1 protein-coding gene is annotated in these 233 nt (G+C 42.9%); it reads left to right on the forward strand.

Features of this window, described 5'->3' with window-relative positions; all coding sequences use genetic code 11:
• Positions 1-233: 3-hydroxyacyl-CoA dehydrogenase NAD-binding domain-containing protein (locus AAEY79_RS16510; RefSeq protein ID WP_352289882.1), on the forward strand; the 233-nt coding region annotated here is incomplete at both ends.

The raw sequence follows: 233 nt of genomic DNA on the forward strand, positions 1-233 counted from the left end.
CGCAAGAGCAATTGGACAAGACCTTTGACAATCTTAGCTATACCTCAAACTTAGCGGAAGCGGTCAAAGATGCCGATCTAATGATTGAAGCCATTCCCGAAATCCCTAAAATTAAAATCGAATTCTATGAAAAACTTGCCAAACTAGCGCCAGAGAAAACGATATTTGCCACCAATACCTCAACCTTACTTCCTAGCCAGTTTGCGGAATCAACGGGACGACCTGCTCAGTTT

The sequence above is a fragment of the Psychrobacter sp. GW64-MNA-CIBAN-0177 genome (assembly GCF_040309585.1).
GTDB lineage: Bacteria > Pseudomonadota > Gammaproteobacteria > Pseudomonadales > Moraxellaceae > Psychrobacter > Psychrobacter okhotskensis.